This is a genomic window from Microcoleus sp. S13_C3 (genome assembly GCF_036700905.1).
Lineage (GTDB): Bacteria > Cyanobacteriota > Cyanobacteriia > Cyanobacteriales > Microcoleaceae > Microcoleus.
Genome location: NZ_JAUBPT010000099.1, coordinates 1 through 24840, shown reverse-complemented (window position 1 = coordinate 24840; position 24840 = coordinate 1). Strand labels below are relative to the sequence as shown.

Genomic DNA, 24840 nt, shown 5'->3' with positions numbered 1-24840 from the left:
TTGACTTCAAAAGAAACCTGTTGAATAATTGTAGTCAACACTTATCTTGTGGAAATCCTATGATAAATAAACGACTCATCAAAAAAATACTTTTTTTGTTAATGGCTTCATTAAGCCTATTGTTAGTAACAGTAACTCATTCATCCGCCCAACAACTACCGTTCTACTGGGAGAATATTAACGTTCTAATCGACGTTCAGACTAACGGAGATATGTTAGTTACAGAAACCCAAAAATATGTGTTCACAGCCGACTACAACACAGAACGATATCGCTATATTCCTCTAGGTAAGGTAGATGAAATTAAAGATGTCATCGTTCAAGAAAATAATCAAATAATTCCGAGTAGCACGGGAATTGAAAACAATGAACTTTGGATTCGTTGGCAACATCGATTAAAAGCGCCAGAATCACATACTTTTGTCATCAAATATCGCGTGGTAGGCGGATTGCAGGTAGATGGTGAGAAGACTCTAGTTTATTGGAAAGCCATTGCAGCGGGTCGCAAAGCTCCTATTAATAGCGGAAAAGTTACGGTGAAATTACCAGAAGCTTTGTCAGGGAAAGTTCTCTCTTTTACGAATTTTGGTGCAGCAGCAGTTCCTCGTCAAGTAAATCCGAAAACATTTGAATTTGTGGCAAGTCAGCCTATTCCACCGGAACAAGAATTAGAAGTGCAGATTGCATTTCCCCAGGCAATTCTGAATATACCTCAAGCTGCTTGGCAACAAGCTGGAAACCAAGGAGGGGAAGGCTCTTTCATAAACAACATAATGGGTGTAATCGGTTTTTTGCTAGTTGGTTTGGTATTGTTTGTAGCCTTAGGGTTTTTTCCGTTGATGATTCTTCTCTTTGTGTGGATTTTCAGCGTCATTATTTACCAAGAAATCAAGAAAGCAATCACTAACCGACGCTGCCCTGAGTGTAAAACGCTTAATCTCAAACGGACTTATCAAGTTTTGATTCGTGCAACTACTCGCACTTCAGGAAAGCAGCGAGTTACCTGCAACTGTGGAAACTGCTCTTACCATAACGAGTACGAAGAAGTAATTCCAATCATTATCATTAGCAATGATGGTGGCGGCGGTGGCGGCGGTGGGGGCGGTGGCGGTGGTGGTGGTGGCGGTGGCGGCGGTGGCGGCGGTGGTGGTGGCGGCTAATATCAACGAGACTTACGCATCACAAGCAAAGAAACCGGCTTTTTACTGAATCTGCGGGTTGTAACCAATTATTCTCGCCAAAAACCGGGTTTCTGACTACCCGCGCGTCCAGGACTATTGTTGATAATTTTCGTATTCTCGTTAGCTTAGCGGACCGGATTTGAATAAGGGCGATCGTACTTTTTTACAGATTGTACGATCGCTTTTAAATATTGGATGGAAATTTTAGTCACTCATTTTGAGATGAAACGATCGCACTTCATGCACAATCCTCTTCCAAATATGACTTTTATGAATATAATTAATGACTTTAATGAATTGACTTCAAAAGAAACCTGTTGAATAATTGTAGTCAACACTTATCTTGTGGAAATCCTATGATAAATAAACGACTAATAAAAAAAATACTTTTTTTATTACTAGCATCATTAAGCCTATTCTTAGTCACAGTAACTCATGCAGCGGCACAACCGCTACCGTTTTACTGGGATAACATCAACGTCATCATCGACGTTCAGACAAACGGAGATATGTTAGTTACCGAAACCCAAAAATATGTATTTACAGCAGCCTACAACAATGAACGCTACCGCTATATTCCTTTAGATAAGGTCGATGCAATTAAAGATGTCACCGTCGCCGAAAATAATCAAATAATTGCCAGTAGCACAGGAACCGAAAACAATGAACTTTGGATTCGCTGGCAACATGAACTCAAACCGCCAGACACACATACTTTTGTCATCAAATATCGAGTAGTAGGTGGATTGCACTTAGATGGTGGGAATACTCTAGTTTATTGGAAAGCTATTGCAGCGGGTCGCAAAGCTCCCATTAATAGCGGAAAAGTTACGGTAAAATTCCCACAAGCTTTGTCAGGGAAAGTTCTCTCCTTTACGAATTTTGGTGCAGCAGCAGTTCCTCGTCAAGTAGATCCTAAAACATTTGAGTTTGTGGCAAGTCAGCCTATTCCACCAGAACAAGAATTAGAAGTGCAAATCGCATTTCCCCAGGCAATTCTGAATATACCTCAACCTGGTTGGCAACAAAGTGGCAACCAATCTCAATCTTCTTCGGGAGCAGAAGGTTTTTTGACAAAACCCAGACTCACTTCTCCAGTGCTTTGGATATTTGGAATCATCATTACTATATTCATGATTAATGGCGGCAGTGGTAGTGGTAGTGGCGGCGGTGGTGGTAGCGACTATGACAGTGGCGGCGGCGGTGGCGGCGGCGGTGGTGGCGGCGGCGGTGGTGGTGGTGGCGGTGGCAGTGGTGGCGGTGGCGGTGGTTAATATCAACGCGACTTACGCATCACAAGCAAAGACAGCGGGTTTTTACTGAATCTGCGGGTTGTAACCAAGTATTCTCGCCAAAAACCCGGTTTCTGACTACCCGCGCCTCCAGAAATATTGTTGATAATTTTCGTATTCTCGTTAGTTTAGCGGGCCGGATTTGAATAAGGGCGATCGTACTTTCTTACAGATTGTACGATCGCTTTTAAATATTGGATGGAAATTTTAGTCACTCATTTTGAGATGAAACGATCGCACTTCATGCACAATCCTATTCCCAATATGACTTTTATGAATATAATTAATGACTTTAATGAATTGACTTTCACAGAAGTTTATTGAATACTGATTCTAGTTAACAACTTTTCAGTACATTTGAGCTTAAAACAGGTTAAAAACTATGACTAAATCACGTTGGCTTCGCAAACTTTTACCCTTAGCAGTATCTTTAGCAACCGCGATCGCAGGAGCAGGCGCTTTTGCCCCACCAACTTCCGCACAAACCAATCCGCCACCTCCGCAAGCCCAAGAAGTTCAACTAGCCCAAGCAGAAGGATTTAGCATTCCGATTTGGATCTATCCGGTAGGAGCAATTTTCTTAATTTTCATCTTTATACCCAAGATTGGCTGGACTTTGGGATTAATTGCGATCGGCGAACGAGAAGTGGGAATTGTTACTAAGAAATTCTCCAGCAAAAATTTGCCATCCAGTAGATTGATTGCACTCGATGGCGAAGGAGGTTTGCAAGCAGATACCCTTCCTCCCGGCTGGCATTTTGGTTATTTTCCCTGGCAATATAGCGTTCGCAAAGAACCAGTTGTGGTTGTCCCTCAAGATGAAATCGGTTTAATTATTGCCAATGACGGAGCCACTATTCCTCCCGATCGCATTTTAGGCAAAGTCGTCGATTGCGACAATTTTCAAAATGCTCGAAAGTTTCTCACCGACGGTGGAGAAAAAGGACGGCAACTAGCCATAATCACAACTGGTATTTATCGGATCAATACGGCTGTCTTTGAGGTGATTACTTCTGCCAATGCCTCTGCCAAGGGTATGCAGCCGTCGCAACTTCAACTATACAAACTTGCTCCCGATCGCGTGGGAATTGCGAACGTGCTAGACGGCGTTCCGATTGATGAAGGTGAAATTGCTGGGCCAATAATTCCCGGTCACGACAATTTCCAAAAAGCACAATCTTTCATCAAGGGTGGCGGGCGCAGGGGCTTGCAAGAACAGGTGATTCTATCGGGTTCTTGGAACCTCAATCCCTGGTTTGTGCAAGTTGAACAAGTAAATATGACCGAAGTGCCGATCGGCTATGTAGGCGTAGTAATTTCCTATGTGGGAAAATCGCACCAAGACGTAAGCGGCGTGGCTTTTACCCACGGCAATCTTGTCAATAAAGGCGATAAAGGCGTGTGGGTCGAACCGCTTTATCCAGGCAAACATCCGATCAATACAAAAGTGATGAAAGTAGAACTTGTTCCCACTACGGATGTAGTTTTAAACTTCACATCGCGGTTCAGTGGAGAACACGGCTACGACTCCAAATTAAGTGCTCTGAGATTGCTTTCTTTTGACGGATTTACGTTTGAGTTAGAAGTTTTTCAGATCATTCATGTCGGTACTTTGGATGCACCGAGAGTGATTTCGCGGCAAGGTTCGATGCAGAATCTGATCGACCAAGTGCTGCGTCCAATTGTGGGCAATTATTTTCGCAATTCCTCTCAAGAATATACAATACTCGATTTCCTGATCGCCCGCAGCCAGCGCCAAGCAGAGGCGGCAGAACACGTTCGTCAAGCCCTGCGGGCCTACGACGTGCAAGCTGTGGACACGCTGATCGGTTTGATTTCGCCACCACCAGAGTTGATGCAAACATTGACCGATCGCAAAATTGCTCAGGAACAAGAAAAAACTTACGACGTACAGCGCATTTCAGAGTCGCAGCGTCAAGAATTGGTGCGCGCAACTGCGATCGCCAACATTCAAAATCAGGTGGTGGCGGCGGAACAAGGGGTGAAAATTGCTCAATTGAGTGCAACTGCTGCGATCGAACACGCTAGTGGTGAAGCAGAAGGGATTCGGCTGATGGGACAAGCAAAAGCGGATGCTTATCAAGTTGGTGTCAACGCTTTGGGTACGCAGAGTTACACGCTGTTGCAACTGATGCAAGCAGTTTCGGATGGTAGCGTTCGTGTTGTTCCCGATGTCACAGTCAATGGTAACGGCGGTAGTGGGGGTTTGCTGGACGGTTTGATGGCAATCTTGCTGCGGAATGAAACCAGTAAAAATGGAGAAAATGGATCACATTCACCTGTAATTAATGTTAAGAAATCTAAGTCTGTTGTTGTGGAACCTGTGGCTGAATCACCAGTAGTAAATGTGCATTCGGTGAAGTCGCCGGAGTCTCCTAATCATTCACCAGTTGCTCAGTCTGTGGCTGTTGCGGAGATTGATATTGATTCGGCATTTGGTGAATTGTTAGATATTTGAGCTGAGTGCAATTTGTAGAGAGGACGATCGTCCTCTCTGAAAGCTTTTTGTCTAAGATTTTACGGTTCAGAGAATTAAAGGTGCAAAATTATGACGTTTATGGTTAGACAGAAATACGTGAATTTGTCAAGGTTGATGGTGGTAGTGGCTTTTAGTGCGATCGGTTTAGGATTTGGAAATGGACTTTCGGTTTTAGCAGCAGAAACGCAAAGCACAAACAAAACATTTGGTGATTGGTGTCGCGAAAAAGCTTCTCTGAGTCCTGAAGCTAAACATACTGTTGAAGTGTTGTTGCGGAAATCTAAGACTACTGAGTGCGATGCAGCTAATCAGAAACTTTCAAGTCTCACAAAACTCGACCTCGATAACAATGACATCAGCGATATCAAACCCTTGGAATCTTTGACTAAACTAACTGAACTAGGCCTCAGTAGAAATGAAATCAGCGACATCAAATCCTTGGAATCTCTGACTAAACTGACTTCGATCTCCCTCTACGACAATCAAATCAGTGACATTAAACCCTTACAATCCTTGACTAAGCTGAGTTTTCTCGCTCTCGACAATAATCAAATCAGTGACATCAAACCCTTACAATCCTTGATTGAACTGGATTATCTCACTCTCGATAACAATCAAATCAGGAACATCCAACCCTTACAATCTTTGACTAGCATGAATTTTCTCGAACTCGGCACTAATCAAATCATCGATATCAAACCATTACAATCCTTGACTCAACTTGAGTCGCTCAATCTCAGCAATAATCAAATTAGTGATATCAAACCGTTGCAATCTTTGACTAGACTGTCTAGGCTCAGTCTCCAAAACAATAAAATTAGTGACATCAAACATCTAGAACTCTTGACTAATCTGACTGGGATCGGTCTCGGCGGAAATCCGATCGCTCCCCAAAATTGCCCTCTCAAGCCAGAGTCTATCTGCTATTGGGAACCACTACCTAAATCATAAAACTTTACTGTTCGGAAAATCAGAGGCACAAAATGATGACATTTATAATTGGACAGAAACACATGAATTTACCAAGGTTGATGGCGGTATTTGCTTTTAGTGCGATCGGTTTAGGATCGTGTGGAAATATATCTTTCCCCTCAGTCGCACAGACACAACCCGCAAACAAAACATTTGGTGATTGGTGTCGCAAAAAAGCTTCTTTAAGTCCTGAAACTAAACATACTGTTGAGGTGCTGTTGAAGCAAGCTGAGACTACTGATTGCGATGTGGCTAATCAGAGACTTTCGAGTCTCACAGAACTCAACCTCAGCGAAAATGAAATTAGCGACATCCAACCCTTGCAATCCTTAACAAACCTGACTAAACTTTTAGCCCAAAAAAATCAAATCAGTGATATAAAACCCTTGCAATCCTTGACTAAGCTGACCAATCTCGGTCTCTACAACAATAGGATCGGCGATATCCAACCATTGGAATCTTTGATTAACCTCACTCAACTCGGTCTTGAAAATAATCAAATCAGCGACATCAAACCATTGCAATCTTTGACTAGCCTCACTCAACTCCGTCTCGACAGCAATCAAATCATCGATATCAAACCCTTACAATCCTTGACTAACCTAACTGTTCTCAATCTCATCAATAATAAAATTAGCGACATGAAACCATTGCAATCCTTAACTCAACTGACTAATCTTCTACTCTACAGCAATCAAATCAGCGACATCAAACCCTTACAATCCTTGACTCAACTGATTGCGCTCGGACTCAGCAACAATAAAATCAGTGATATCAAACCATTGCACTCCTTGACTCAACTTGAGTGGCTCGAACTTAATGACAATCAAATCAGTGATATCAGACCATTGCAATCCTTGACTAAGGTGACTGCTCTCATCCTCCGAAATAATCAAATCAGCGATATCAAACCATTACAATCCTTGACTCCACTTGAGTCGCTCGAACTTAATGACAATAAAATCAGCGACATCAAACCCTTGCAATTTTTGACTAAGCTAACTTATCTCTTCCTCAGCGGAAATCTGATCGCCCCCAAAACTTGTCCTCTCAAGCCAGAGTCTATATGCCGCTGGGAACCATAGATTAAATACTCAGACTTCACTTTTACGAAAAATCTCAGCACAAAATAATGACACTTACATCTGGACACAAACACATGAATTCACCAAAGCCGATCGCCATTACTTGTCGTGTCCTCATCGCCCTAGCATTATCGGGAAATGCGCTGTGTGCGATCGCGGCAGAAACGCAACCCGCAAACAAAACATTTGGTGATTGGTGTCGCCAAAAATCAAATTTGAGTGCTGAAGCTAAACATACTGTTGAAGTTTTGTTGGAAAAAGCTGAAACTACTGAGTGCGATGCAGCTAATCAGAAACTTTCGAGTCTCACGGAACTCGACCTCAATGGCAATCAAATCAGCGACATCAAACCCTTGCAATCTTTGACTAAACTGACCAGTCTCGAACTCAGAACCAATCTAATCAGCGACATCAAACCCTTGCAATCTTTGACTAAACTGACCAGGCTCGAACTCAGCACCAATCAAATCAGCGACATCAAACCCTTGCAATCCTTGACCAACCTATCTATTCTCGAACTCCAATATAATCAAATCAGTGACATCAAGCCCTTACAATCTTTGACTAAACTGACTACTCTCTTACTCAGCGGTAATCAAATCAGTGACATTCAACCCTTGCAATCTTTGACTCAAATGAATACTCTCTTCCTCAGCAACAATAAAATCAGCGACATCAAACCCTTGCAATCTTTGACTAACCTGGTGGATAATCTCTCCCTCAGCAACAATGAAATCATTGACATTCAACCCTTGCAATCTTTGACTCAACTGATTGATCTCTCCCTCAGCAACAATAAAATCAGTGACATTCAACCCTTGCAATCTTTGACTAGCCTGTATAATCTCTCCCTTAGCGATAATCAAATCAGCGACATCAAACCCTTGCAATCTTTGACTCAACTGTCTGCGCTCGTTCTCGAAAACAATCAAATCAGCGATATTAAACCCTTGCAATCTTTGACTAGACTGACTTGGCTCAATCTCAACAACAATCAAATAAGCGATATCAAACCCTTGCAATCTTTGACTCAACTGACTAATGTCTACCTCAAAAATAATCAAATCAGCGATATCAAACCCTTGCAATCTTTAACTAACCTGACTCAGATCAAGCTGCACGGAAATGCGGTTGCCCTTATAGAATTATCTAGAAATAGACATTCTTCATCAGTCACTCAGAAACAATCAGAATACACTGGACAAACATTTGGTGATTGGTGTCGCGAAAAAGCAAATTTGAGCGCTGAAGCTAAACATACTGTTGAAGTTTTGTTGGAAAAAGCTGAAACTACTGAGTGCGATGCAGCTAATCAGAAACTTTCTAGTCTCACGGAACTCGACCTCAACAGTAATGAAATCACTGACATCAAACCCTTGCAATCCTTAACGAACCTGACTAAACTTTTAGTCCACAAAAATCAAATCAGCGATATAAAACCCTTGCAATCCTTGACTAATCTGACTCATCTCGGTCTCAGCGATAATCTCATCAGTGATATCAAACCATTGCAATCTTTAAGCAAGCTGACTAATCTCGGCCTTTACAACAATAGGATCGGCGATATCCAAGCATTGCAATCTTTGACTAACCTCATTCAACTCGGTCTTGAAAATAATCAAATCAGCGACATTCAACCATTGCAATCCTTGACTAACCTGACTATGCTAGGTCTCATAAACAATGAAATCAGCGATATCAAACCCTTAGAATCCTTGAGTAACCTAACTACTCTAAACCTCCACGTCAATGAAATTACTGACATCAAACCATTGCAATCCTTGACTAACCTGACTGTTCTCGGACTCGGCGACAATAAAATAGGCGATATCAAACCTTTAGAATCTTTGACTAAACTTGAATGGCTCGAACTCCAAAACAATCAAATTAGCGACATCAAACCGCTAGAATCTTTGACCAACCTGACTAATCTCATCCTTAAGAACAATAAAATCAGCGATATCAAACCCTTACAATCCTTGACTAAACTTGAGTGGCTCGAACTTAATGACAATAAAATCAGCGATATCAAACCCTTACACTCCTTGACTAACCTGATGTTATTTCACATCGGTGGAAATCCGATTTCTCCCAAAATTTGCCCGATCGAGCCAGAGTCTACCTGTGATTGGGCACACTGGAATTAAATGCTCAAACTTTACAGTTCGGAAAACTAGAGACACAAGATGATGACATTTACAGTTGGACACAAACACATAAATTCACCAAAGTCGATCGCAATTACTTGTTCTACGATCCTAGCATTATCTGGAAATGCACTGTCTGCGATCGCACCAGAAACGCGATAGGGAAACAGCAAATTTCCCTGAAACTGTTGTGGGGTGGGCATCCTGCCCGCCCCAAAGATACAAATATGACTTTTATGAACTTAATTAATGAATTTAATGAATTGACTTTCACTTGGGCTTGTTTGATTATGTTAATAACATTAGCTGGAAATTGATTAAATATAAAATCATGAAAGAAACATCAGACAAGCTGGAACTGCGAGAGACGGCGGCATTTTGGATGAATCTATTCGTTGGGGGTAGTTTTTTGGCATTTGGTTTGCCTTTTGGTTGGTATTCCGGCAGCGTTTTCCTTTATTTATTTGCTGTAATTGGTTTGATGTTGGTGATATTCTCACAGATTGAGAGCGTTACATTTGATAAAAATCTCGGTCATCTGACTTTCAAGTGGGAACAACCACTCATTTTCAAAATCAAAGTGGTCAAACACCTGATTCAAGATATTTCAGGTGTGGAAATACAGAAGATTGAGGATAGTGAGAGTATTAAGTATCGTGTATGTCTGGTGCTGGACTCAGGCAAGCGGTCTGTGCCTTTAACTTCATACTTCAGCACTGGTTTGGGAGACAAGCATAAAAAAGCCGAAGTCATTGCGACATTTCTGAATATCAAAAATTACGGTCTTGAAGGCTTTCCCAGACAACAAAATTATAGCGAAGAACTTCAATGGGAGACTATAGAGGAGGAGATTTTCCACTGGGAAACTGCAATTAGAAGTGACTCCAATGATGCTGATACTCACATTAGAGTGGCATCGGCTTTGCTTAACCAAGACCAAACAAAAAACAAAGAACAAGCAATAAGCCACCTAAAACAGGCAGAGGCTATTTTCAAAACTAAAGGCTATGACGAGGAAGCAAAGCAGGTTTTCCAACTTTGGGGCGTGCTCTATTGGGGACTTATTGGAAAGTGAGGTTTAGATGGAATTTTCTCTTCCCAAGTTCTGCTGGGAATACTTACCCAGAGGTTCGGCCTCAAAACACTATCAAAATAAAGACAAAAAATCATGTATCAAGATACTAACAAAAAAAACAGCCCGCCGCCCATTGTTTTTATTATTGTCCTCGGCTTAATTGGGTTTGGCGCATACAAGTTCCTTCCCGGTTTATTGAATGCCAAAAGTTCAAATACATCTACATCGACAACGATCGCACCTGGAACGCTCCCCAATCGGATCAGTTTAGGAAATCAGATATTGCTGACATCGCAAACAACAGCAGCAAAACAAGCAGGCGTTCAAGCTTTTGTCAATGGAGATTACCAAGCAGCAGTCAAAAATTTTCAGGATTCGCTGAAACAAAATCGCAACGACCCGGAAACCATTATCTATTTGAATAATGCCACAACCAGCAATGCTTCTCCCTTGAAAATTGCTGTCAGCGTCCCCATTGGTAGCAACCCCAATGTCGCCCAAGAAATCCTTCGAGGTGTCGCCCAAGCTCAGGATGAAATCAATAATAGCGGTGGCATCAACGGCGCAAAACTGCAAGTAGAAATTGTCAACGATGACAATAGTCCAGAAGTGGTCAGAGAAGTTGCAAGGACATTGACTAAAGATCCGAGTATACTAGCAGTAATTGGACACAATGCTAGCAACGCATCTCTCGAAGCTGCTCCGATCTATCAGCAAGAAAAACTGGTAATGGTGACACCGACGAGCTTTGCCAATAATCTATCAGGATTTGGCAGCTACATATTTCGCACAGTCCCCAATATTAGCGTCATGGCGGCTCCCTTAGCAGAATATGTAGTTAAAACAGAACGCAAAACTAATATTGCCGTTTGTTATGACTCCCAAGCACCGGATAACATATCATTTAAAGATGAATTTGTGGCATCTCTTACTGCTGCTGGCGGCAAATTAGTTCCCACTGTTTGCGACTTTTCATTACCCTCTTTTAATCCCGACAATGCCCTGGCCGATGCTGTCAGCAAAGGTGCACAAGGATTGATGGTAGCACCCCACGTCGATCGCATTGACCGTGCGATTTCTCTGGCTCGCAGCAATCGAGGCAAATTGCCACTCTACGGCAGCACTACCCTCTACACCTTTCAAACTTTAAAAGACGGACAAAAAGACGTTGACGGGCTGGTTTTGGCCGTTCCCTGGCATCCTGACACTAATCCCGGTAGCCGTTTCCCAGAAAATGCCCGCCAGCGTTGGGGAGGCATTGTGAATTGGCGAACAGCAACGAGTTTTGACGCGACTCAAGCTGTCATCGCTGGCTTGCGGCAAAGCAATACGCGGGAAGGATTGCAACAAGCACTCAGAAATGCGAGTTTTTCGGCAGCAGGATCGAGCGAGGATGTGAAGTTTTTGCCCACGGGCGATCGGGCTGGTAAGCCGATTTTAGTGCAAGTGAAACAAGGAGGAAGCACTGGCTATAACTTTGTCCCGCTGCGGTAAGTTTGTTAAGTGCGATCGCACTCACATCTTGCACATTCTCAATCAGCCTTTCAGGGGCGGGCATCCTGCCCGCCCCACAATAAAATTCAATCTTTGTGGAACAGGCATCTTGCCTGTTTCTTAGCATGATTAAATTATCCTTTTCTGTTGAATTAGCATAATTTTTAAGATAAAATGAAATGAGTAGATTAAAGGAGATCGTTGTGTATGATCGCGCAAGTTGAAACCAAAACCTACACCGCTGAGGAATATCTAGAATTGGAAATCAATTCTCAGGATCGGCATGAATTTATCAATGGGGAGATTGTTCTGATGGCTGGCGGCACACCTGATCACAATGAAATTACGAGCATCTTAAATGCTATTTTGAGGGTGAGTCTTAAGGGTAAACCTTACAGTATTTTTGCATCGGATCAGCGGGTTTGGGTTCCGCAGCTTAATAATTATACTTACCCGGATGTGATGGTGGTAGCGCGCCCGATCGAGCTGCAATCTGGACGGACGGATACAATTACGAATCCGCTGCTAATTGCTGAGGTGCTGTCTAAAGGTACTAAAGCTTATGACCGCGATGAAAAGTTTGCTGCCTATCGCAGTATTCCTAGTTTTCAGGAGTATTTATTAATCGACCAGTATCGGCTACAGGTCGAGCAATATTCTAAAACTGAAGCGAATAAGTGGATTTTTTCGGAATATAGCTGTATGGGCGATCGGCTGACTTTAACCTCTATTCCTGTGGAGATTTCGCTGGCCGATTTGTATGAAAATATTGAGTTTGGTGAATAGGCGGACTGTTTTTTGTCAAATGTTCCAAATAGTGGTAATATTCCCGTATATCGATCGGCTCTGATGAAAAACACACATCAGACGCAAGGGGGAAAGTTCGGTGCGAATCCGGCGCTGTCCCGCAACTGTAATGAGATCGTTGCATCTCTGAGTCAGGATGCCCGCCGATTTGTTTACAATCATGTTTTTCATCTGCGAGGTATGGATGATGGTGAGTTTATTATTTTTAAAATTATTGGATTGGGGTTTTTTAACCGCAGATATCAGCAGATAAACACAGATTAACGCTGATGTAATTCCCTCTGGGTTCTGAAGCGTATATTATTTTAATGGAAAACAAATGCGAATTGAAGATAGTGTTTGGCAGGGTAGCTTTGGCTACTGGCAAAACTTGTTTATTCACCAGAATATTTTGCAGATAGGACATACTGCTTGGAATGGTTTTTTGCATCGAGGACGAGGCTTGGTTGCTTGCACAATCAAGACTCCCATTAACGGCTCTGTGAATTGGAGCGTAGATACTATAAAATACGATCTGCAATTTATTTGCGACTTGGAGGCAACCGTTTATTTGCAGCAACTAGAACTAGAGGAAAACACTGTTTCAAATCTGCTCCAAATCATTGCTAGCTACGAACCCAAGGCAGCAATTATATTTTTGTCGATCGCCAACGGTCAGATTGATATCAATTTGTTGCAAAAGTTGGCAATTTCTCCTGTTGAGTGCTATGAACAGGTATGCAAGCGCTGGGAAGAATTTCAACTCTGCCCGAAATCCTAAAACTTACTAAATTTTCCGAATGCCGCAGCCAAAATCCATCGAAATTTCCAAGGTAACTCGCTACCAAAATGCAGCGCTTAATTACTATTTGGGCCTGACAGATTCGCCCTACCTTCACTACGGCTATTGGGAAACCCTACCTGTACCCGCTGACGAACTAACGATCGCACGATTGCGCCTCGCTCAGCAAGCTTATACTGTAAAACTGTTAGATGCGATCCCCAAAGGCACTCATACGATACTCGATGTGGGTTGCGGGATTGGCGGAAATGCGGCTTATTTGCTCGATCGAGGTTTTGCAGTCGAAGGGCTAGCACCCGATCCGTTCCAACAACAGCGCTTTCTTAAGTGTACGGGCGATCGGGCAATCTTCCACCTCACGAGGTTTGAAGACTTCAAAGCAACCCATTTCTACGATCTTATTCTCTTTAGCGAAAGTAGCCAGTATATGTCGGCTGTTGATATTGCTAACGGTGCCGCCAAAATCCTCAATCCTGGCGGTTATGTTTTGCTGGCTGATATGCTGCGATCTGATGCTAATTATAAAGAGGGAATGTTCTCTAATTGTCATGTTGTTACGGAACTTCATGCAGCATTAAAGCAAGCTGGATTCACTTTAGTAAAAACTGAGGATATTTCCGCCCATATTTTGCCAACAATCGATTTGTATGTCGATACTTTCCGCCGCTATGGACTAAATACAATGATCTATGTTGCAGATTTGATTGCGATCGCAGTTCCCCCCGTCCACAAATTCCTGCGCTGGATATTTCGTCGCTGGTTCAAGAAGCTGGTGGTTGAAGGATTGGAGGCTGGCCAACTTTTTGAGAAACATCTCTGTTATGAAATGCAACTTTGGCGGCTACTAGAACCAGATAAACGCTGATACAAACTAACCCTCATAAGTTTGTAGTGAGGATGAAGAGTCCTTTCTTAATCAGGACTAAAGTCCTTACTACGAACCAATTTTATTATGGTAATCCACCGACTACGCTCTAAAAAATAACAAATAATATCAAATCCGGTAGCATCGGAATTAATGTTACCCACAGTCAGGACACGGCAGTGCCATGTCCCTACAATTAATCCCGGTAGGGAAACGGCACTCCCGTGTCCGACATATCATAAAAAGTGCAACCGGAATTGATATAACAAATAACAAATAACCAATAACCAATAACCAATGCCCAATAACCAATGCCCAATGCCCAATGCCCAATGCCCAATTCTAGAATTCGCTGGCACTTCCTACTCCTATCCCTGCGGTTCGCGAGTGGCAATTCAGGGTTTAAATCTCAAAGTCCCCGCCGGGAAACGCTGCGGGCTGATCGGTCAAAATGGCTGTGGTAAAACTACATTTTTTCTGTTAGCAAATGGCTTATATCAACCGCAACAGGGAATCATTAGCTGGCAAGGTGAACCCTTTCGCTACGATCGCAAATCGTTGATGCAACTGCGCCAACAAATCGGACTCGTCTTTCAAAATCCCGAACATCAATTAGTAGCTTCGACGGTAGAAGAAGATATCTCCTATGGATTGTACAATTTAGGCTTGAGAGAATCCGAAATTGCTCAAAAGGTGCAGCAGGCGATCGACAAATTCGATCTAAGCGAACTCGCCCGCGAACCAATTCACAATCTCAGTTTGGGCCAGAAAAAGCGGGTTTCCATCGCCGATATCATGGTTCTCAAGCCCAAACTGCTGCTGTTAGATGAACCTACCGCCTATCTCGATCCGCGTCACACCCGACAACTGATCGGTTTACTCCAACAAATTCACAACGCCGGAACCACTATTCTTTTAGCAAGTCACGACCTCGATTTCATCTACCGCTGGGCTGATTGGGTGTTTGTAATGGATCGAGGAAAATTGATTTTAGAAGGAACACCGGAAACAGTTTTTGCTCAGCGGGATGTGTTGGAACAATTGCAGCTTGGCGTACCGCTGGCGATCGAGCTTATGGAGCAAATAAGGGCGATGTTTCCCACAGACGATCGCTCAAAAATCCCCGCTTTCGAGCAATGGCAACAACAAATTTTACAAGCACGTCGGCTGCTTTAACGGGACTTAGACAATTGATAATTGGCGTTGGTGATTCACGGTATGAATCACCTTTGAATGGAAGTTACAAAACTCACCATACTTGCTTTATAGCAATTGGGAAATCTTGAATTCATACCTGTATCCAGCAACGCCCCCTGTGGGGGGAAGTTCAGATTACACATTACCAATCATCAAAAATTGATTTAGGAAAAAGGCGATCGCCCCACTGCCGATCGGCACAGTCAGATTGTCAATTCCCAGCTTGGAAACCGACTCCAAAGTAGCAGCAACTAAAGCGACAACAGCAGACACAGCCCAAGTTTGCCAAATATTGCCTTGAACCGCCAGCAAAATCAAACTACTAATAGCAAAACTCACCAAATACATAGTTGCAGAACCTTCCCAACTCTTCTGAATTCCCCCAACTCGATAAATATGTTTGCCGTATTTCTGGCCGATGACAGCAGCCAATCCGTCGCCCCAAGTCATGACTAAAATGCCCAAAGCAGCGTATTCCTGATGTTGCAGTGGCCAAAACCAAGCCACGAGAACGCTGATACTAACAGCATAGAAAAAAGTTCCCCAACTGTGCCGATTGATACTGTTAAGACTGGGCAAAATCGGAACTTGGTAAGAAATTAGGGCGATCGCGCCTGCTAAAACCCCCGCCGAAATCCCCACCCAACCGGGTATTTCCAGCCACCACGCCAGCAAAATCACATTTCCAGTACCGATGTGAACAATCTTCCGCGATACCTCAGCATCGACAGAAGTAAAGCGATTTAACCCTTCAGCTACCAGTAAAATCAAGCCCAGCCAGACTCCCACGAGGGAAATTTGCAGCCACACAGTCGGAATTTCAGCAAATATAGACACGATATTTAGGAAAAACTTAGATGGAGCACTGTTTACTACTTTAGTGGAAAGCGTGATCGATGTTAGAACCCCGCAGCCTTAAAGTGCTGCGGGGAGCTGGCTGTTATGTTTTTTGAGGTTGGTCTACTTAAAACCTGTGCTATGCTATAAGCAAGTCTAGGGAAAAAGCTATGACTATTTTAGTAGAAGAACTTTTGAATACCTTTGAGCGATTAACAGACTCAGAGCGGTTAGATTTGGTATTGGAAATTTTGAAACGGACTGTTAATTTAGACTTCCCCCCCCTATCTGATGACGATTTAGTTCTAAATGCTGAGGGACTTTTTCTAGAGCTAGATGAGGAATAATCCGTATATGAATAGTCCAGATCGTGGTGAAATCTGGTTAAGCTGTTGTGCATTTAAATTGTATATTTCGAGTCCCGATCAAAAATCGCCAAATCCTCTCCCCCTCTCCCCCTCTCCCCTTCTCCCTCTCTAATACCATAGGCAATCTAGATGCAACACAGCTTAGTCGATATAGGTTATATTGCGAAAGTCAGACCATGCTTGGTCGTGAGTATTCCTGCTCTAAATCAAGACCGGGCATTAGCGACTCTATTGCCACCTACAACAAGTCTACGCGGTTCAAGATTTGAGGTGAAAGTCAAAAATAAGTTCCTCCGAGAAGGAGTATTTGACGTACAAAATACGCAAATTGGGAAGTCTGACATCCGAGAAAATGCTCGACGTAGAATAGGTAATATTTTTCTGGTTGGGATTTAAAGAGAAAAATGCTGAGGAAGAAGACGAGTAAACCGAACCCTTGAAGTTTTGAAATTATCAGAGAATCTGACTGCTATGCAGTATGTCTTAATTATTCATGAAGTAGAAAATTATGAAGCTTGGAAACAGGTATTTGATAATGCTGAAAGCATCCGAAAAGAAGCTGGAGAGCGCTCCTATCAGGTCTTGAAGTATGACAATGAACCTAACAAAATTGTTCATTTCTCCGCGTGGACATCCATAGCAGATGCTAGGGCATTTTTTGAGTCGCCTAGACTGGTTAAAATTAGAGAGGAAGCGGGAGTTAAAGCTCCTGAATTTATTTATCTAGACCAATTAGAGTCAGGAGTATTGTGAAACAACTCACGATCGCCTCTGTATAGTGTCAAGAAATTTGATTCCTAATTATTACTATCCGTTTCCTGCTGACAATGCTGTCACTATGGCTGTTACTGCGGGACTGAGGCTAGACAAGACAACGACGGAAGCAGTAGCAATAATAATAGTCGTGGCCATCCTCACCATACCATCAGTTCCTTTCTGATATGCGTCAAATTTGTATTCCAGGCGATCGACTTTCTGACCTAGCTCAATCAATGCTTCCCTAATGTCATTATTGCTTGGATTTTCTGGTATCTGCATAGCGATTTCTCCTATTCAAAGTACAGACCTTAGCTTTAGTGTATAAATATCATAGCACGATCGGATACTAAATCATCCAGATGTTGTTTTTGTTAGACTTGGAAGAGGTGAAATTGAGGCTATAGTTCCTGATGGAAGTCGAATCAGGTTTGAAGCAGATGGTAGTTTTGGTACATTTGTAGATTAAGAGGTTCAAAATGGCTATAAATCTAGACTCTGGTTTTGAAATTCTTTATTTAAGTGACATTAAATATAATGAAATGACTGTTGAAATACAATATAAGGGACAACAAGTTGCACAAATCAATAAAGATAAAGGTGTTGACAAAATGGAAATAGATATATACTCACAATATGTTCATCCCGATTTTTTAGCGGAATTGAAGTTTCCACTTAGTGAATTTTTAGAAGCAATAAATATAGCTAGTACAGCTTTAAGAGATGCTTGAATAGATTCTCCAAACATCTCCGCAATGCCTGCCGCTATCTAAAGGTTAAATTAGGAAACCGGACTTGATATTAAAATTCAGAATTCAGCACTTTTCACCAACTCCCGCACAAACTCAAAAGCCCTCCCCCGCCACTCCACCGGCAACAGCGACAATCCCAAACCCGCCCACATTTTCGCCGCAGAAACCGACTTTCCAGCCCGCACCATCAGGCGCCCTTTTGCAGTTTCACCCACCTCAATCAGCCGCAAACCTAGCGCTAATTGAGTTTCTGCAATCCTTTGGAGCCTGACTGTTTCCAACTTCTCGGAATCAAATTCGTAGCCGGTCAAATAGCGCAATTTATCGCTTAAATAGGGAATAGCCCGATCGACTCCTTGCTGTCCTGCATGAACTCGATACTCCATCAACAGCTCCGGCAAATAATAGCACTTTTTGCCCGCAATCGCAAGTCTCACAAACAAATCGTTATCTTCGCAATTTTGCAAATTCGGCCGCAGAAATCCAACTTCTTCCAGGGCGCGGCGCCGAAACAAAGTCGCCCCTATTTGCAAACTTTGTCTGAGAAAAACAGCAGATAGCAAATCTTCAATAATTCCAGCCGACAACTCGGTGCGGCCCCACCGCTGCGAATTCAGTTTCGTCTGGTTTTCGTCAATATAATTGTTAATGTCGATCACCCAGTGATCTGTACTGACAAAATCGATGCTGGGGTCTTTATCTAAAATAGCAGATGTCCGCTCTAGAAATTGCGCGCTCAGGCGATCGTCATCGTCAAACTTGATAAAATATTCGCCCCTTGCCGCCGCAAAGCCCGATCGCATATTATTACTCTTGCCGATATTCTGCGGGTGGCGAATGTAGCGAATCCCGCGATCAACAAATTCCGACATCAATAGTGGAGTGCTGTCAGTGGAACCGTCATCACAGATAATTAATTCAAAATCTGTATAAGTTTGAGCTAGCACGCTGGCGATCGCACAAGCCAGTAGATGCACTCGATTGTAAGTAGGAATGCAAACGCTAATTTTCGGCACTACGACTATTTTCAATTTTAGAGTGTGGAAAAAATTCGCACTTGAGTCCAGGAAAATAAACCACCCATGCCCAATTCCCTATGCCCAATTCCCAATTCCCAATTCCCAATGCCCAATTCCCAATGCCCAATTCCCAATGTATTTTAACTCAAACGAGCCGTACATTCGAGAATTAACTTTTGATTCACCAAAGCAAACGGTTGAATTTCCAAAGCGCGGCGAAAAGCTTGAATAGCATTTAGGTATTCTCCCAAGGCAGCGTAGCACAAACCCAGACCGTGCAACGCCCCAAAATGCACCGGGTTCAGTTTGAGGACGATTTCGCAGTCGTCGATCGACTTTTTATAATTTCCTTGGGTATAGTGAAGTACGGCGCGTCGGTTCCAAGCTTCCGCAAAATCCGGCGCTTCCGCAATCAGTTTCGTCAGCAAATCCAAAGCGTGGTGAACATCGCCTGCATCCAGCGAAACTTGCGATCGCCTGAGAATTTGCATCCCATAGTCACCTTTCTGGTTAAACCAAGTGTGCCAGAGTTCTGTAGTTGCCCGATCGCGCACGCTTTGGTCGGGCTTTTTCAAGTCTTCGAGCAGCGCCTTAAGAGATAATTCGTCCATAGGTGCGAAGATTGTTAAAAAGATTTAATCAATCAATTTTATCGCGCAAGCGGCAACTTTATTTATTCCACATCCCATGAAGATTTTGATGCTTTCCTCGACTTTTCCCTATCCGCCCAGCCGCGGAGGAACTCAGGTAAGGACGTTTAATTTATTACAATACTTGAGCCGGCGGCATGATGTAATTCTCGGCACTGTACGATCGCCCGATGTCACCGATGCACAAATCGACACATTGCGCCAGCAAGTCACAGAATTAGCAGTTTTTCCCAACCCGCGATTACCCCCCCAACCCCCCCTTATTAAGGGGGGGCTAAGACTCGATCCAGAACCCGATGGGGATTTTTTGCCTCCCCCCCTTAACCAGGCATGGCTGTTTCATTCTCACCAAAAACATGAATTTTGTAGGGGTAGTGCCTCCGTGCCTACCCCCGACCTAGACGATTCGATCTGCAGATCCGACCAAGAGGGGCGGCACGGGGGCACGGCCCCTACGGATAATGAAACAGCCCTGCTTAACCAGGGGGAGGGCTTCTTGCCTCCCCCCCTTAATAAGGGGGGGACTGAGGGGGGGTTCCCTGAAATAATAGGAAAATTCCACAGATTCGGTCAATTTTTGCAGTCGGGCACACCTCCAAACGTACTCTCAAGCTACTCCCAAGCAATGCAGAATTGGGCAGACGAATTGGTAACAGCAGGCAACTGCGATGCTGTCACCTGCGAGCACAGCGTTAACGAGATTTACGTGCGTCCAGAATGGCGGCAAAAACTGCTGACAGTGGCAAACATTCACAGTTCCGTTTGGGGAACTTGCAGGGAAATGTTAGCAACCGGCACCTCGGAAAAACCCCTGCGCGATCGACTAAATTTACCCCTACTCGCCCGCTACGAAAAACGCTACTGTTCCAAATTCTCCCGGATTGTTGCGACAACATCCACCGACAGAGAGCAACTCCTAGAATTGCTGTCGCCTCCGGTTCGAGTGCGAGGAAAACAAGATTTTTTTGTACCTCCCATTGATGTCATTCCTAACGGCGTGGATTTAACTCAATTTCCGTACCGGTCGATCGATCCGGGAGGACACAGCTTAATTTTTGCAGGCGCAATGAACAATTTGCCCAATATTGACGCGGCGCGGTTTCTCAGTTTGCAAATACTGCCGCCTTTGCAGCAGCGCTATCCCGATGCTACCCTCACCCTAGTAGGGGCTTCGCCAGTCCCGGAAGTGCTCGCCTTGGGGGAACTTCCCGGAATTCAAGTAGTAGGCCGGGTGCAAAGGGTGGCAGAATATTTGCATCAAGCTGCTGTTTGTGTGGTGCCGATGCGGATTGGTTTTGGGATTAAAAATAAAACTTTGGAGGCGATGGCTGCGGGAACTCCCGTGGTTGCTAGCGATCGAGGTTTGGAGGGTTTAGCCGTCGATGGCGGCCCACAACCGAGAAGGGCCTTGCGGGCGAACAAAGTTCAGGAGTATGTTGAGGCGATCGCCAGTTTGTTTGAAAATCAGCAGCTAAGACAGGAGCTCTCTGTCAGGGCTCGATCGCTCGTTGAAAGCCAATACACTTGGGATATCATAGGTCGGCAGTACGATCGGCTATTGCAATTTTAAACTCTAAATTCTAAAATCTAAATTCTAAAATGGGACGATGGAACACAAAATTAACCCTTCAAAAAATCGAGCCAAACCCCCAGAAAATAGCAAAGTTGCTCCTCCTCCGACAAGACGGCGGCGCCAAACCCGACGCCCCAAAAATCTTCAAGAGTCCCAGCTTCCAATACCTACTCCCCGAACTCGCGCCAGATATCCCTGGAAAAGACTGATAGCTAATTTGACAGCCCTCAGCATCTTGGGTGGCTGTACAGCTTTGATGGGAGGTGGCGCTTGGCTGAGTTATCAGCTAATCGTCGATCCCAATGGCAACAAGTTGATCTCTCAGTTTGTGCCGGAATGGTCGCGCCTGCCTACAGGTAGCAGAGATTCGATCCAAACTCTCGATCAAATCAAAGCCAGCATCCGAAAATTGGGATTCGTAACCGGAGAACCCCTGCCGCTTCCCGTCGATCAATCCCGCGATAATTCTATTTCCGATTTGCTATTGCCGGTGATGGTAGAAAGAACTGTTAAGGCTTCTACTGTTTGCAAAAATCCTTGCCGTCAAATTGTCGAACTTCGGGTGTACAAGCGAGTGCAACTTCCCGATCGCAGTTCCGATAAAGAGCAGTATTTTCAGTTAGCAAGTTCTGTGAATGTAGAAGGCCCGGCGGAATCTTTTGTCATTGCTTCCTTAGCTGACTCTACATCTGACAATCAAGCCTCGAATCAGTCGTTACCCCTAACAGAACTGCGCCGCTTTGACGGAAAGCCCCCCGCCGCAGGCATTTGGTTTAATGTCAGCGGTAAACTAATCCGGGGCGACAAGAAAATTCCCTACGGACAAGTCGTTCGCTACAACCCCAGCCAAAATCATTTAATGCCACTGTTGGAGTGGGCGAGTGCGGCGGGACAAGCGCCGAATTGGCAGCAAATTGTTAAGGGCGAAAACCCGCAGTTGGCGATCGACCAAACAGTTGGTTTAGAGCCGCAATTTACCCTTTATCAAATTGGCCCGCGCAAATTTTTGCCCAACCCAGTTCAGTTAACGGCGATTTCTTTAGAAGAAATTGCTTTCAATGACGAGACTTACAAAAATGGGCTGCGACTGGCCAAAAGCGGGCTGTGGTCTCCAGCATTAAATGTTATGCGTGTGGCGAAGGGGAAAGCCGGCAAAAATTGGCCCGCAGTCGCGCAAGCTCAGCTAGAAACGATCGAATTTCACGCTAAAATTACTCGGGCTCAGGCGATCGCATCTTGGGCCAGTCCCGGTCAACAAGTTCTCGCAGAATTGATCGACGGCCGCTGGGCCGAAGCTTTGCAAGTATTTGAAGCAGATCCGAGCAACAGTAACGAAATAGCCACAACCCTCAAAAATGACGGCGGGCGGATCTGGAACCGCATAGACGCCGCCTTGAGAGTGAATGCCGCTGACGCCGATGTCAAGGCTTGGGGTGCTCTGATTGTAGCTTCTCAAGACGGAACTCGCGAGGCGATGAATTGGCTCGACCAGCAATCAGATACTGACAGCGAAACCAGAAGTCGAATTCGGAATTTGGTCAACAAACTTGAGGAAGCAGTTTCTCAGGCTGAAAATCTAGAAGACCACAAAAGTCAAATTATGGGTTCTGCTACTTTAATTAACAGTGTCAATCCCGCTGAGTGGCTGGAACCAGAACCGAACAATGAGTTAAAATTGGCGGGAGAACAAGTTTGGTATCAGGTGCAGGTAGCGAGTTTTTACGACGGTAGCCGCTGGGTTAATTCGCCCTTTTCTGATGTAGAAGTGCGCTCTTTTCCTGCTACTCAAGTCAAGTGGCTGTGGGGGCGGCTGGGATTACAGGCTGACCCCAAGATTAAGATTGAGGTAGCGATGGCTAACGGTCAACAAAGAGTTGCTGTGGGAACGGTGAAAGCAGTGCAGGTTCAAGATGGAAGTCTGCGCTTGCTGGCAGCGGTTGACAAGCGATCGTAATCTGGCAGAAAGCATTCGGCAGATAGAACAGTCCCGGAGGAACTCTTGACACAAAGAAACCGGGTTTTTTTACCATTTCTGCCGATCGCAACAGAAGTATTTTCGTAAAAAAACCCGGCTTCCTTCCACCTGTACGTCCAAAACTCGGAAAAAGGAAAATTCTTTCTCTTGCCCCTCCCGTAACTCGGACAACAATGCAGACAAAAATTTTGTTAATTTAATTAATTAACACAAGTTGCACACAAAAAACCCAGAGCTCTCAAATCGCGCCCTTTTTAGAGAGTGCTGCAATCATCTGCCGTTTGACTGCTTTAGCCCAAAGCTCAAACTCCAAACTGTTGATATTGTTAATTTTCACTTCCTCAACAGGCTGAGTTGGGGCTTCTTTCTGTGCTGTAGTCTCCATTGTTTTTTTCCTCGTCAAGAAATATAATTAGTTGATCACAAACGGTGAGCATCATACATCTATTTTATGAACTAAATTCCTGGAATTAATTACACTAAAGGCAGAGATTTGCTCCATAAAATGCAGTAAATACATCTAGATAATGCAATTTACGAATTTAATGTAAGAAAACCCTAGAACCATTGTTATATATAGGCTTTTCCTGACATTAAAATTTTACAATTTACATTGTATGGCACTATCAAACCAATGCTTATGTTAGTAAACTTATTTTTAAATGAATGTATTGGCATATACAGCAGAAAATAATTTTATTGAATTCACAGAGTGCCGTAAAGCCGATCGCCCGCATCTCCCAGTCCAGGTACAATATAGCCATGCTCGTCCAAACACTCGTCAACAGCCGCCGTATAAATCTGCACGTCAGGGTGTTGTTCGTGAAAGTGCCCCACTCCCTCCGGTGCCGCCAGCAAGCACAAAAACTTAATAGACTTCGGATTAACTTCTTTCAGCCTATCCACTGCCGCCACTGCTGAATTACCAGTAGCCAGCATCGGATCGACAATTAAAACATCTCGCTGTTCGATATTTTGGGGAACTTTGAAATAATATTCGATCGCCATCCGAGTTGTCGGATCGCGGTACAAACCAATATGTCCTACCCTCGCAGACGGAATCAGCTCTAAAATACTATCTAACAGTCCCTGACCAGCGCGCATAATCGAAATAATAACAATTTTCTTTTCGGCAGCCAGCACCGGTGCATTCATTTTGGCGATCGGCGTTTGTATTAGTTCGTATTTTAGCGGCAAATCTCGCGTCACTTCATAGGCTAGCAGCATTCCAATCTCTTTCAGCAGTTGGCGAAATTTCGCCGTGCTCGTTTGAGTTTGCCGCATCAGAGTTAACTTGTGCTGTATCAAAGGATGGTCGAGGACAGTAACTTGAGCACTCATTTTTTTGAATAATTAATTGGCTTTATTCTAACTTAGGATCGCGAATTAAATAACTTACAATTAAAATTGTTATTGTGGGATGGGCGTCCCGCCCGTCCTTTTTGGAAGGGCGGGACGCCCATCCCACTTTCAAGAGTGGAAGTTATTTAATTCTCATTCCTTATCAGCCATCG

Annotated in this window: 26 protein-coding genes and 1 riboswitch; of the genes, 19 read left to right on the top strand and 7 right to left on the bottom strand. The window is 43.9% G+C overall.

The window, feature by feature from the left end; translation table 11 throughout:
* The first annotated feature begins 101 nt into the window (after positions 1-101).
* From QUA16_RS23905 to QUA16_RS23875, 7 genes are all read left to right on the top strand, one after another.
* Entirely contained in the window at positions 102-1160 is a 1059-nt protein-coding gene (locus QUA16_RS23905; protein WP_333106216.1) for a DUF2207 domain-containing protein, read from the top strand.
* Between the two features lie 377 nt (positions 1161-1537).
* On the top strand, positions 1538-2455 hold the full coding sequence (locus QUA16_RS23900; RefSeq protein WP_333106217.1) for a DUF2207 domain-containing protein: 918 nt from the start codon (positions 1538-1540) through the stop codon (positions 2453-2455).
* A gap of 216 nt (positions 2456-2671) precedes the next feature.
* A complete protein-coding gene (locus QUA16_RS23895) occupies positions 2672-2797 on the top strand; it encodes a hypothetical protein (RefSeq protein WP_333106218.1) in 126 nt (41 codons plus the stop codon).
* Positions 2798-2855: 58 nt separating this feature from the next.
* A complete protein-coding gene (locus tag QUA16_RS23890; protein ID WP_333106219.1) occupies positions 2856-4952 on the top strand; it encodes an SPFH domain-containing protein in 2097 nt (698 codons plus the stop codon).
* A gap of 90 nt (positions 4953-5042) precedes the next feature.
* Positions 5043-5924 carry a leucine-rich repeat domain-containing protein gene (locus tag QUA16_RS23885; RefSeq protein ID WP_333181362.1) on the top strand — a complete coding sequence of 294 codons (882 nt, stop codon included), beginning with the start codon at positions 5043-5045 and terminating at the stop codon, positions 5922-5924.
* 62 nt (positions 5925-5986) lie between these two features.
* A complete protein-coding gene (locus tag QUA16_RS23880) occupies positions 5987-7030 on the top strand; it encodes a leucine-rich repeat domain-containing protein (protein WP_333181360.1) in 1044 nt (347 codons plus the stop codon).
* 47 nt (positions 7031-7077) lie between these two features.
* A complete protein-coding gene (locus QUA16_RS23875; RefSeq protein WP_333106222.1) occupies positions 7078-9177 on the top strand; it encodes a leucine-rich repeat domain-containing protein in 2100 nt (699 codons plus the stop codon).
* A gap of 26 nt (positions 9178-9203) precedes the next feature.
* On the opposite strand, the gene QUA16_RS23870 is transcribed toward QUA16_RS23875, so the two are convergent.
* Positions 9204-9380, bottom strand: coding sequence for a hypothetical protein (locus tag QUA16_RS23870; RefSeq protein WP_333106223.1), 177 nt, complete (start codon positions 9378-9380; stop codon positions 9204-9206).
* 128 nt (positions 9381-9508) lie between these two features.
* On the opposite strand from QUA16_RS23870, the gene QUA16_RS23865 reads away from it, so the two are divergent.
* The 6 genes from QUA16_RS23865 to QUA16_RS23840 all read left to right on the top strand — a co-directional run bounded on the left by QUA16_RS23865 (position 9509) and on the right by QUA16_RS23840 (position 15375).
* Positions 9509-10252 carry a hypothetical protein gene (locus QUA16_RS23865; RefSeq protein ID WP_333106224.1) on the top strand — a complete coding sequence of 248 codons (744 nt, stop codon included), beginning with the start codon at positions 9509-9511 and terminating at the stop codon, positions 10250-10252.
* Positions 10253-10345: 93 nt separating this feature from the next.
* Positions 10346-11746 carry an ABC transporter substrate-binding protein gene (locus QUA16_RS23860; protein WP_333106225.1) on the top strand — a complete coding sequence of 467 codons (1401 nt, stop codon included), beginning with the start codon at positions 10346-10348 and terminating at the stop codon, positions 11744-11746.
* A gap of 207 nt (positions 11747-11953) precedes the next feature.
* Positions 11954-12532 (top strand): Uma2 family endonuclease, encoded by a 579-nt coding sequence (locus QUA16_RS23855; RefSeq protein ID WP_333106226.1) that lies wholly within the window; start codon positions 11954-11956, stop codon positions 12530-12532.
* 38 nt (positions 12533-12570) lie between these two features.
* Positions 12571-12715, top strand: a riboswitch (cobalamin riboswitch).
* 157 nt (positions 12716-12872) lie between these two features.
* Complete coding sequence (locus QUA16_RS23850; protein WP_333106227.1) at positions 12873-13313, top strand: hypothetical protein; 441 nt, start codon at positions 12873-12875, stop codon at positions 13311-13313.
* Between the two features lie 19 nt (positions 13314-13332).
* The gene (locus QUA16_RS23845) at positions 13333-14199 is read left to right on the top strand and encodes a methyltransferase domain-containing protein (RefSeq protein ID WP_333106228.1); all 867 of its coding nucleotides are present in this window, start codon (positions 13333-13335) and stop codon (positions 14197-14199) included.
* Between the two features lie 297 nt (positions 14200-14496).
* Positions 14497-15375: an ABC transporter ATP-binding protein gene (locus QUA16_RS23840; RefSeq protein ID WP_333106229.1), complete on the top strand. Its 879-nt coding sequence runs from the start codon at positions 14497-14499 to the stop codon at positions 15373-15375.
* Between the two features lie 156 nt (positions 15376-15531).
* On the opposite strand, the gene QUA16_RS23835 is transcribed toward QUA16_RS23840, so the two are convergent.
* Positions 15532-16233 (bottom strand): diacylglycerol/polyprenol kinase family protein, encoded by a 702-nt coding sequence (locus QUA16_RS23835; protein WP_333106231.1) that lies wholly within the window; start codon positions 16231-16233, stop codon positions 15532-15534.
* Positions 16234-16403: 170 nt separating this feature from the next.
* Here QUA16_RS23835 and QUA16_RS23830 point away from each other — a divergent pair, with 170 nt between their 5' ends.
* From QUA16_RS23830 to QUA16_RS23820, 3 genes are all read left to right on the top strand, one after another.
* Positions 16404-16580 carry a hypothetical protein gene (locus tag QUA16_RS23830; protein ID WP_333106232.1) on the top strand — a complete coding sequence of 59 codons (177 nt, stop codon included), beginning with the start codon at positions 16404-16406 and terminating at the stop codon, positions 16578-16580.
* A gap of 150 nt (positions 16581-16730) precedes the next feature.
* Positions 16731-16997, top strand: a complete 267-nt coding sequence (locus tag QUA16_RS23825; RefSeq protein WP_333106233.1) for a type II toxin-antitoxin system PemK/MazF family toxin — start codon at positions 16731-16733, stop codon at positions 16995-16997.
* Between the two features lie 75 nt (positions 16998-17072).
* Complete coding sequence (locus QUA16_RS23820; RefSeq protein WP_333106234.1) at positions 17073-17354, top strand: antibiotic biosynthesis monooxygenase; 282 nt, start codon at positions 17073-17075, stop codon at positions 17352-17354.
* Between the two features lie 54 nt (positions 17355-17408).
* Here QUA16_RS23820 and QUA16_RS23815 read toward each other — a convergent pair whose 3' ends face one another.
* Entirely contained in the window at positions 17409-17639 is a 231-nt protein-coding gene (locus tag QUA16_RS23815; RefSeq protein WP_333030109.1) for a hypothetical protein, read from the bottom strand.
* A gap of 197 nt (positions 17640-17836) precedes the next feature.
* Here QUA16_RS23815 and QUA16_RS23810 point away from each other — a divergent pair, with 197 nt between their 5' ends.
* Complete coding sequence (locus QUA16_RS23810; RefSeq protein ID WP_333106235.1) at positions 17837-18088, top strand: hypothetical protein; 252 nt, start codon at positions 17837-17839, stop codon at positions 18086-18088.
* A gap of 77 nt (positions 18089-18165) precedes the next feature.
* Here QUA16_RS23810 and QUA16_RS23805 read toward each other — a convergent pair whose 3' ends face one another.
* Positions 18166-19125: a glycosyltransferase gene (locus QUA16_RS23805; RefSeq protein WP_333106236.1), complete on the bottom strand. Its 960-nt coding sequence runs from the start codon at positions 19123-19125 to the stop codon at positions 18166-18168.
* Between the two features lie 143 nt (positions 19126-19268).
* The gene (locus QUA16_RS23800; RefSeq protein WP_333106238.1) at positions 19269-19739 is read right to left on the bottom strand and encodes a tetratricopeptide repeat protein; all 471 of its coding nucleotides are present in this window, start codon (positions 19737-19739) and stop codon (positions 19269-19271) included.
* Between the two features lie 76 nt (positions 19740-19815).
* On the opposite strand from QUA16_RS23800, the gene QUA16_RS23795 reads away from it, so the two are divergent.
* Together QUA16_RS23795 and QUA16_RS23790 are read left to right on the top strand one after the other, a co-directional pair.
* Entirely contained in the window at positions 19816-21348 is a 1533-nt protein-coding gene (locus QUA16_RS23795; RefSeq protein ID WP_333106239.1) for a glycosyltransferase family 4 protein, read from the top strand.
* 37 nt (positions 21349-21385) lie between these two features.
* Positions 21386-23305 carry a hypothetical protein gene (locus QUA16_RS23790; RefSeq protein ID WP_333106240.1) on the top strand — a complete coding sequence of 640 codons (1920 nt, stop codon included), beginning with the start codon at positions 21386-21388 and terminating at the stop codon, positions 23303-23305.
* 259 nt (positions 23306-23564) lie between these two features.
* On the opposite strand, the gene QUA16_RS23785 is transcribed toward QUA16_RS23790, so the two are convergent.
* Entirely contained in the window at positions 23565-23711 is a 147-nt protein-coding gene (locus tag QUA16_RS23785) for a hypothetical protein (protein WP_006635359.1), read from the bottom strand.
* Between the two features lie 320 nt (positions 23712-24031).
* Entirely contained in the window at positions 24032-24667 is a 636-nt protein-coding gene (gene upp / locus QUA16_RS23780) for a uracil phosphoribosyltransferase (RefSeq protein WP_333106241.1), read from the bottom strand.
* Positions 24668-24840 lie beyond the last annotated feature (173 nt).